An 8808-nucleotide genomic window follows, 5' to 3' on the forward strand; every position below is an offset into this window, starting at 1 on the left:
ATATACTCGCGAAGTGGCGTAAAAGCAATAATATAAGTAGTTACAAAAATGATTAAAATAGCACCAACCGTTGCCACTACAAAGACATTCATTAAATTTAATTTTAATGAAAAAGTTTCTTCAAAAGTATCTTCGTTAAGAATAACTAACCTTCTCTTGTTGAATAATTTTCTTAATAAAAGTTGTCTTTTTAGCCTTTTATTAGCCATTTTTAAAACATATTAATTACACAAATATACTAAATACAACGGGTTTCTAATTTCGATTTATATAATTAATCGTTAAAAAATAATCATTTGTTAATTTCTTTATATCTTTGTACTTTAAATTATAGAACAAATGAATGCACTAGCTATATTTTTAGGAGTAATTGGTCCAATGCAAGTAATCCTTATTATTGCCATTGTGGTTTTACTTTTTGGTGGTAAAAAAATTCCAGAATTAATGAAAGGAATTGGAACTGGTATTAAAGAGTTCAAAAACGCAGCAAAAGACGACCAACCTGCTAATTCTAAAAAAGAAGAAGAAACAAAAGAAAAAGAATAATTTTTCTTTTCAATATTTAAAATCCCAAATTCCAACTTTTATTAGTTAGAGTTTGGGATTTTATCTTTTTACTCGATTACAATATCATCGTCAACTGAATTCTCTTTCTAGCTTCATCCACCTCAACGACTTTTACTTGTACATGTTGGTGCATTTTTACAACTTCATTTACATCGGAAACATAGCCTTCTTTTAGTTGCGAAATATGAACCAAACCACTTTCTTTGATTCCTAAATCTACGAAACATCCAAAAGCGGTAATGTTATTCACAATTCCGGGTAAAATCATTCCGGTTCTTAAATCTGAAATGGAACGCACATTTGGATCGAATTCGAAAATTTTAGCGGCTTTTCTTGGGTCTAAACCTGGTTTTTCTAACTCTTTTAAAATATCTTTTAAGGTTAAAATCCCGATTTCTGTCGTGATGTAATTCTCAGGTTTTATTTGAGCGATTTTTTCTTTATTGGCGATTAATTCATTGGTTTTAATACCCAAATCTTTTGCCATTTTTTCCACAATTGGATACGCTTCTGGGTGAACAGCTGAATTATCTAATGGATTTTTTCCATCGCGAATTCTAATGAAAGCTGCTGCTTGTTGATACGCTTTTTCTCCTAAACGTGGTACTTTTTTTAGTTGTTTTCTATCTTCAAAAGGTCCGTTTTCCGAACGATAAACTACAATATTTTCCGCCATTTTTTCACCAATTCCAGAAACATAACTCAACAACGATTTACTAGCAGTATTGATGTTGATCCCAACGGAATTCACACAACTCATTACCATACTATCTAAAGCAGATTGTAATTTGGTTTGGTCCACATCGTGCTGATATTGCCCAACACCAATAGATTTTGGATCGATTTTCACCAATTCCGCTAATGGGTCAGAAAGGCGTCTACCAATGGAAACCGAACCACGAACGGTTACATCATAATTAGCAAATTCTTCACGAGCAATTTTACTCGCAGAATATACTGATGCTCCTGCTTCCGAAACTACAAACACTTGTACAGGCTTATCAAAAGCAATCTTTTTAATGAAAAATTCAGTTTCACGAGAAGCTGTTCCGTTTCCGATAGAAATGGCTTCAATATTGTACGCATTTACCATGGAACGGATTTTTTTCATCGCCATGGCAGTGTCGTTTTGTGGTGCGTGTGGATAAATGGTTTCGTTATTTAGCAAATCGCCTTTTTCATCCAAACAAACCACTTTACAACCCGTTCTGTAACCTGGATCGATGGCTAAAATTCGTTTTTCACCTAATGGTGGTGCTAACAACAACTGACGTAAATTTTCGGAAAACACGTCAATCGCTTTTATATCAGCTTTTGCTTTTGCTTCTTGCAAGGTTTCGTTTGAAATTGCTGGTTCCAACAAACGTTTGTAGCTGTCTTTTATCGCTAATTCTAAATGTTCGGTTGCATCCGAATTTTTATTTTTGATGATATTTTCTTCGATAAAATCAATAGCTTCTTCTTTTTCGATTGCGACATTCAATTTCACAAAACCTTCAGCTTCAGCTCGCAACATAGCTAATAAACGGTGCGATGGTGCTTTGGAAATCGGTTCTGCCCAATCGAAATATTGGGAGAATTTTTGAGCCGCTTCGTCGTCTTTTTTGGTTTTCACTACTTTAGTGGTGATTTCAGCTTTTCGTTGGAACAAACGACGTAAATTTTTACGAATAAAGATGTTTTCGTTAATCCATTCGGCAATAATATCGCGAGCGCCTTGTAAAGCTTCGTCTTCGTTTTTAACGTTTGGATTCAAATATTTGGAAGCCAAAAACTCAATATCCTCATTTTTTTGACTCATGATGATTTTTGCTAACGGTTCTAATCCGTTTTCACGAGCGACATCGGCTTTGGTTTTTTTCTTCTTTTTATAAGGTAAATAGAAATCTTCCAATTCTTGTAAATCAAAACTGTTTTCAATTTTTGATTTCAATTCTGGTGAAAGTGCATTTTGTTCTTCAATAGATTTTAAAATGCTTTCTTTTCGCTTGATGATTTCATCAAATTGCTTGTTTAATTTCGAAATCGCTTCAATTTGTACCTCATCTAAATTTCCTGTTTGATCTTTTCGGTAACGCGAAATAAACGGAATCGTACAATCTTCTGAAAGTAATTTTATAGTAGCTTCAATGCTTTTTGGAGCAATGTTGGTTTGGTTTTGAATGAATTGGATATTGGTCATTGTGAATAAAATTGAACTGCTAAAATACTATCTTTGAACAAAATTTTTAGCTTTTGGAAGTACTATTTATTTATTTAATTGTGATTAACAGCCTTTGTTTTTTAACTTTTGGCTACGATAAATGGCAAGCTAAAAAGAATAAAAGACGAATTTCTGAATTCAGTTTGCTTTTATTGGCTGGAATTGGAGGAACTATAGGAGGAATTGTAAGTATGTACCTTTTCAAACACAAAACCAATAAATTTTCTTTTATTTTGAGTTTCTATGCTATTGCAATACTTCAGGTTGTTTTATTGTATTTCGGAATTCAAATGTTTAAAAGTTAAACCTATATTTTCAATAACATCTGTTATTAACATACTTTCTTCACTCTGCGTTTGAAGTGTAATATCACCAGCTAATCCGTGAAGATAAACGCCTAATTTGGCAGCTTCTAAAGCTGTATAACCTTGCGCTAAAAAAGAAGTAATCATTCCGGTTAACGCATCTCCTGAACCACCTTTTGCTAAACCTGAATTTCCGGTGGTGTTTTCAAAAGTTTGAGTTCCATCCGTGATAAACGATTTATATCCTTTTAAAACAATCACACAATTTAATTCTTTGGCTTTTTGGATGGCTGTATTTCTTCTTTCTGATTCTGAATCATGTTCACCAAATAATCGGTCAAATTCTTTTGGATGTGGAGTTAGCACAAATAGAAAATTAAAGTTTTTCCAATCGATTTTATATTTCGCAATTAAATTCAATGCATCGGCATCAAAAACAACTGCAAGTTTGTTTTCGTACAATTCGTAAATATATTGCAGACTGATTTCATCTACTCCAATTCCGGGACCAATTCCGATAGCGTTGTAAGGTGATAAATCGTTCATCACACAAGAATTTGCATACATCGCTTCAGGAATAGAATTAAAAAGAACACTTTTGTTTTCTGGATAAAAAGCTACTGTTAATAACCCAACACCTGAGCGTAAACAAGCTTTGGAAGCAATAATCGCTGCGCCCATTTTGTTTGTACTTCCTGCAATTAACAAAGCATGACCATGCGTTCCTTTGTGAGAATCACATGGTCGTTTTTTATAAGTGCTTTTAATACAATTCAAATCTAATTTTACGACTTCCATTTGAATTGATTTTAAGTTTTTGATTATTTACAAGCGATTTTTTTCACACGATTTCCGTGTCTTCCGCCTTCAAAAGGAGTATTCAAAAACGTATCTACCATTTCTATAGCTTGTTGAATAGAAGTATAACGAGCTGGAATACTGATAATATTAGCATCGTTATGTTGACGTGCTAAAGCAGCAATTTCTTTTGTCCAACAAAGTGCACAACGAATATCTTGGTGTTTGTTAGCGGTCATAGCAATTCCGTTTCCTGAACCGCAGATTACAATTCCTAAATCAGCTTTTTTTGATTCCACATCGTAGGCTACTGGGTGACCAAAATCAGGGTAATCTACACTATCAAAAGTATCGGTTCCGTGATTGTAAACGGTATGTCCTTTTTCTTCTAAATATTGAACAATAGCTTTTTTATAATCTGGACCAGCGTGGTCGTTTCCAATTGAAATTTTCATGTTGTGTGTTGTGTTGTTATTTATATTTTACAAAAGTAATCATTTGTTGTTTTATATTAAATTAGCTTTGTGTATAAATAATGAAGAAATGAAATTTAAAGCAAAAATTAAGTATTTCGACGAAAACAATTTGGGTCACGGACCTTATATTGAAATTCCTGAAGCTATTTATCAAGAACTATTAAAAATCACAACCGATAAACGCGTAAAATGTAATTTAAATAATGAAATTACGGTTAGTAGAGCAATGGCTCCAAAAGGAAACTTTCATTATATTTTATTAAATAAAGAGGTTTTAAAAGAGGTTAAAATATCAGTTGGTGACTTAATTTTAGTAGAGCTTGAACCCGATGAATCCAAATATGGAATGCCTATTTCGGAGGAAATGGAAGAAGTATTATATAACGATCCTGAAGGAAGTATTATATTTCATAAACTAACTCCTGGAGCACAACGAACGCTTATTCATATTATTAACCGAATTAAAAGTTCTAACTTAAAAATAGAACGTAGTTTTGTTATTTTAGAACACCTTAAAAAAACAAGAGGAAAAATAGATTTTGAACTTTTGAAAGAAGATTTTAAAAACCAACGAAACAATATGAAATTTTAATCTATTTCATTAAAAATCAACGAAGTATTCAATTTTCTACTATGATTTTTATCATATGTTAATTACTTATCGTAAATCATTGATAATCAGTCAACCTTAATTTAACAATAATTGTTAACAACTTTGGATAGAAAATAAGAAGTTTTTTTTGGATGTTGATTAAAAAATTGTAATCCAAAACTGGAATTAAAAATCCTAATTTAGTTTCACGATTTTTTAGAAAAGTTATCAATAGAAAAAAATCAGTTTTCAACAGAAATCAACAATTGAAGTTATTTACAAAACAAATATAAAATCAAATTTCAACAACTGTTGATAACTATGAAATAAAGAATTTATAAGTTCTTATTTTCAGTTCTTTACTATTTTTTAAAATTGTTAATTACGTTGTATAAGTAACGATAACTTTTAAAAACTACTTCTATAAAAAAACTTATTCCACATATTAACACGCTATAATAACCATCATAAATTTAAATTTAATTAAAAATATTTTTTGTTGTTTTTAATATATGTTGAAAACTTTCAGCTTTTAAAAAATTAAACAATTTTTAAATGATCGTCTTCGTTTAGTTTTTTAAGAATTTCTTTTACGGTTGCTTCATCGTTTGGATGCACTTTTAATTTAATTCCGCCGTAAGCAATTGTAGCGAATGGATCAATTCCAACGATAGTTTCGTTTTCAAAAAAGTAAGCAATTCCTTCTTGCTCTAATAAATTTTTAATAATTAAAGTTTCGTGTTGGTAGTTAAAAACAGCAACGGTTATAAAGTTTTCCATGTGATGAAATAAAAAAGGATTCACAAAAAGTAAATCCTTAATTTTTATTAAACAATTAATTTTTCTTTTTTTAAATCGACAAGTATTTTTTTTACTTGTTCAACATTTTGTTCTTCTATTTTCAAAGTAATGTTTCCAAAACCTATACTTTGCAATGGATCAACCGATACTACAGTTTCATCTTGAATAATGTATGGAATTTTTTTTCGTTCCAATACACTTCTTAATTTCATCGTTTCCTTTTGGTTGTTAAAAATAGCAACTACTACAAAATCATTCATATCTTTTTCATTTTTTCGTTAAGTAACAAATATACGAAAAGTTATTTTTTCATTAAAACTGAGCCTCTCTTACCAATTACTTATAACAATTTCGTAACTTTCAGCATTAATTAGAAATGATACAATGAGTAAGAAACCAAAAAAATTAGGAAAGAAACCAAAAGATTTTACTGCACAAATATTTAAAATACTTTCAAGAGAACCTTCTAAATCTTTTAATTACAAGCAAATAGCTGCTGTTTTAGAGTTAAGCGATACCAAAAGTCGAAACGAAATAATTAGAGATTTAAAAATACTTAAAGCACAAGATAAAATTCACGAAACAGAAATTGGAAAATATCAAATTATTTCCAAAGCCGAATATTACGAAGGAATTGTAGATATGACGTCTCGTAAAACAGGATATTTTGTTTGTGACGAATTAGAAGACGATGTTTTTATTCCGTTTATTAACTTGAATCATGCTTTAGATGGTGATAAAGTAAAAGCGTATATCTACAACAGAAGAAGTTCTCGTAAACCAGAAGCAGAAGTTTTAGAAATTTTAGAACGTAAAAAATCAGAATTTGTAGGCGTTATTGATGTGCAAAAAAACTTTGCTTTCGTAACGACTGCTAATGCTAAAATGTATACTGATATTTTCATTCCAAAAAATAAAATTGGTGATGCAGAACACGGTGATGTTGTTTTAGTAACTTTAGAAGATTGGCCTAAAAAAGCCGATTCTCCTTTTGGTTCTGTGATTAAAGTGTTAGGAAAACCAGGTGAACATAATACAGAAATTCACGCCATTTTAGCAGAATATGGTTTACCTTATGATTTTCCTATCGAAGTAGAAGCGTATGCAAATAAAATAGATACTTCGATAACCGAAGAAGAAATTAAAAAACGTCGCGATATGCGTGATGTTTTAACCTTTACGATTGATCCAAAAGATGCAAAAGATTTTGATGATGCTTTATCGTTTCAGGTTTTAGAAAATGGAAATTACGAAATCGGAGTTCATATTGCTGATGTTTCGCATTATCTTCAAGAAGGAACTATTTTAGATGATGAAGCGTATAAAAGAGCTACTTCGGTGTATTTAGTAGATCGAGTAGTTCCAATGTTACCAGAAGTGTTATCCAACTTTGCTTGTTCGCTTCGACCACATGAAGAAAAATATACGTTTTCAGCTGTTTTTCAACTAAACAATAAAGCAGAAGTTTTAGATGCATGGTTTGGACGAACAGTAACCTATTCTGATCAACGTTTTGCGTATGAAGAAGCTCAGAGTATCATCGAAACAAAATCAGACGTTATTCCAGCCGAAATTTCATTAACTGGAAACGAATATATCGTTCCAAAACCAATAGTTGATGCTACTTTTAAAATGGATGAATTAGCTAAAATTCTTCGAAGAAAAAGAATGGCAGCTGGCGCAATTTCGTTTGATAAAGTAGAAGTAAAATTCAATTTAAATGAAGATGCTGAACCAATTGGAGTTTATTTCAAACAAAGTAAAGATGCAAATCATTTGATTGAAGAATTCATGTTGTTAGCGAATAGAAAAGTAGCAGAATTCATTGGGAAACAAAAGAAAACTTTCATTTACAGAATTCACGATGAACCTAATGAAGATAAATTAATCAATCTTCAAACCGTGATTGCTAAGTTTGGTTATTCAATCAATTTCCGATCTAAAAAAGATATTTCGAGTTCGTTGAATAATTTACTTTCAGAAGTTGTTGGTAAAAAAGAACAAAATTTAGTAGATACGCTTACCATTCGAAGTATGAGTAAAGCAGCTTATTCAACTGAAAATATTGGTCACTACGGATTAGCTTTTGATTATTACAGTCATTTTACCTCGCCAATTCGTCGTTATCCTGATGTTATGGCACACCGTTTGTTACAATTTTACATAGATGGCGGAAAAAGTGTAAGTGAAGAAGAATACGAAGAAAAATGTGTGCACTCTTCACAAATGGAAGGTTTAGCCGCTCAAGCCGAACGTGATTCTGTGAAATACATGCAAGTAAAATACATGCAAGATCACAAAGACGAAGAGTTTTTAGGTGTAATTTCTGGTGTAACCGAATGGGGAATTTATGTAGAAATCATCGAAAATAAATGCGAAGGAATGGTTCGTATTCGTGAAATTAGAGATGATTATTACACTTTTGATGACAAACAATATGCTTTAGTAGGTGAAGTTTCTAAAAATATTTTACAATTAGGAGATGAAATTTACGTTAAAGTAAAAAATGCCGATTTAGTGAAGAAACAATTGGATTTTCATTATTTGAGAAAGAGAGAGTAATTAAGTGATTAGTGAATAGTAATTAGTGAATAGTTAATAATAAAGTTGTCATTTCGATTTAAGGAGAAATCTCATGATAAGATGAAAGTAGTTGAATTTATTAAAAGAAATATTTCATTATTCAATGTAATAGCAATAAGTATATTTCTTATAACATTATTTAATATAATTACAATTAAACCAGATGAAAGCGCTCATGGAATGGCTGGTTCTTTATTACTTGGTTCTTTATCTTTTTCAATTGTTTTACTTTTAATTGATTTTCTAATGAGGAGAACTATTAAAAATGAGAGTTCATTATTTATTATTCAAGTATTATTAATACTTATTATTCCTTTTTTAATTTATCATTTATGAAAGTAATTGAATTTATAAAAAAGAATATTTCAGTGTTTAGTTTTTTAGGATTTTTATTTTTTTTAGGATTTTTATTTTCAATTTTATTAATTGATAAAAAAGGAAATGATGGAGATATAATTTTCGTTTTTATTTACATTTTATTAC

General features: G+C 30.5%; 9 protein-coding genes and 1 pseudogene. 4 read left to right on the plus strand and 6 right to left on the minus strand.

Annotated elements, in window-relative coordinates; all coding sequences use genetic code 11:
* A pseudogene (locus L6Q46_RS10615) lies at nt 1-209 on the minus strand (M23 family peptidase); the annotation flags it as partial.
* 130 nt (nt 210-339) lie between these two features.
* On the opposite strand from L6Q46_RS10615, the gene L6Q46_RS10620 reads away from it, so the two are divergent.
* On the plus strand, nt 340-546 hold the full coding sequence (locus L6Q46_RS10620; RefSeq protein WP_111566507.1) for a twin-arginine translocase TatA/TatE family subunit: 207 nt from the start codon (nt 340-342) through the stop codon (nt 544-546).
* Nucleotides 547-622: 76 nt separating this feature from the next.
* Here the strand turns inward: L6Q46_RS10620 and L6Q46_RS10625 are convergent, their stop codons facing one another.
* Complete coding sequence (locus L6Q46_RS10625; protein ID WP_291284279.1) at nt 623-2749, minus strand: Tex family protein; 2127 nt, start codon at nt 2747-2749, stop codon at nt 623-625.
* 53 nt (nt 2750-2802) lie between these two features.
* Between L6Q46_RS10625 and L6Q46_RS10630 the strand changes: the two genes are divergently transcribed.
* Nucleotides 2803-3075, plus strand: a complete 273-nt coding sequence (locus L6Q46_RS10630; RefSeq protein WP_291284280.1) for a DUF1294 domain-containing protein — start codon at nt 2803-2805, stop codon at nt 3073-3075.
* Here the strand turns inward: L6Q46_RS10630 and L6Q46_RS10635 are convergent.
* On the minus strand, nt 3040-3873 hold the full coding sequence (locus tag L6Q46_RS10635) for an NAD(P)H-hydrate dehydratase (protein WP_291284281.1): 834 nt from the start codon (nt 3871-3873) through the stop codon (nt 3040-3042). The two genes, L6Q46_RS10630 and L6Q46_RS10635, sit on opposite strands and share 36 nt — an antisense overlap.
* A gap of 23 nt (nt 3874-3896) precedes the next feature.
* Entirely contained in the window at nt 3897-4328 is a 432-nt protein-coding gene (gene rpiB / locus L6Q46_RS10640) for a ribose 5-phosphate isomerase B (RefSeq protein WP_291284282.1), read from the minus strand.
* Between the two features lie 88 nt (nt 4329-4416).
* Between rpiB and L6Q46_RS10645 the strand changes: the two genes are divergently transcribed.
* Nucleotides 4417-4941 (plus strand): DUF1905 domain-containing protein, encoded by a 525-nt coding sequence (locus tag L6Q46_RS10645; protein ID WP_291284283.1) that lies wholly within the window; start codon nt 4417-4419, stop codon nt 4939-4941.
* Between the two features lie 540 nt (nt 4942-5481).
* Here L6Q46_RS10645 and L6Q46_RS10650 read toward each other — a convergent pair.
* On the minus strand, nt 5482-5721 hold the full coding sequence (locus L6Q46_RS10650) for a DUF2007 domain-containing protein (protein ID WP_111566513.1): 240 nt from the start codon (nt 5719-5721) through the stop codon (nt 5482-5484).
* 47 nt (nt 5722-5768) lie between these two features.
* Nucleotides 5769-6002 (minus strand): DUF2007 domain-containing protein, encoded by a 234-nt coding sequence (locus L6Q46_RS10655; protein WP_291264197.1) that lies wholly within the window; start codon nt 6000-6002, stop codon nt 5769-5771.
* 124 nt (nt 6003-6126) lie between these two features.
* Between L6Q46_RS10655 and rnr the strand changes: the two genes are divergently transcribed.
* The gene (gene rnr / locus L6Q46_RS10660; protein ID WP_291284284.1) at nt 6127-8304 is read left to right on the plus strand and encodes a ribonuclease R; all 2178 of its coding nucleotides are present in this window, start codon (nt 6127-6129) and stop codon (nt 8302-8304) included.
* The last annotated feature ends 504 nt before the right edge of the window (nt 8305-8808 follow it).

The sequence above is a fragment of the Flavobacterium sp. genome, from assembly GCF_023151265.1.
Classification (GTDB): domain Bacteria; phylum Bacteroidota; class Bacteroidia; order Flavobacteriales; family Flavobacteriaceae; genus Flavobacterium.

What these genes read in the sequence shown, in the direction of transcription:
- L6Q46_RS10620 (WP_111566507.1), top strand. Translation starts at nt 340, where the DNA reads ATGAATGCACTAGCTATATTTTTAGGAGTAATTGGTCCAATGCAAGTA.
- L6Q46_RS10625 (WP_291284279.1), bottom strand. Translation starts at nt 2,749, where the DNA reads ATGACCAATATCCAATTCATTCAAAACCAAACCAACATTGCTCCAAAA.
- L6Q46_RS10635 (WP_291284281.1), bottom strand. Translation starts at nt 3,873, where the DNA reads ATGGAAGTCGTAAAATTAGATTTGAATTGTATTAAAAGCACTTATAAA.
- rpiB (WP_291284282.1), bottom strand. Translation starts at nt 4,328, where the DNA reads ATGAAAATTTCAATTGGAAACGACCACGCTGGTCCAGATTATAAAAAA.
- L6Q46_RS10645 (WP_291284283.1), top strand. Translation starts at nt 4,417, where the DNA reads ATGAAATTTAAAGCAAAAATTAAGTATTTCGACGAAAACAATTTGGGT.
- L6Q46_RS10650 (WP_111566513.1), bottom strand. Translation starts at nt 5,721, where the DNA reads ATGGAAAACTTTATAACCGTTGCTGTTTTTAACTACCAACACGAAACT.
- L6Q46_RS10655 (WP_291264197.1), bottom strand. Translation starts at nt 6,002, where the DNA reads ATGAATGATTTTGTAGTAGTTGCTATTTTTAACAACCAAAAGGAAACG.
- rnr (WP_291284284.1), top strand. Translation starts at nt 6,127, where the DNA reads ATGAGTAAGAAACCAAAAAAATTAGGAAAGAAACCAAAAGATTTTACT.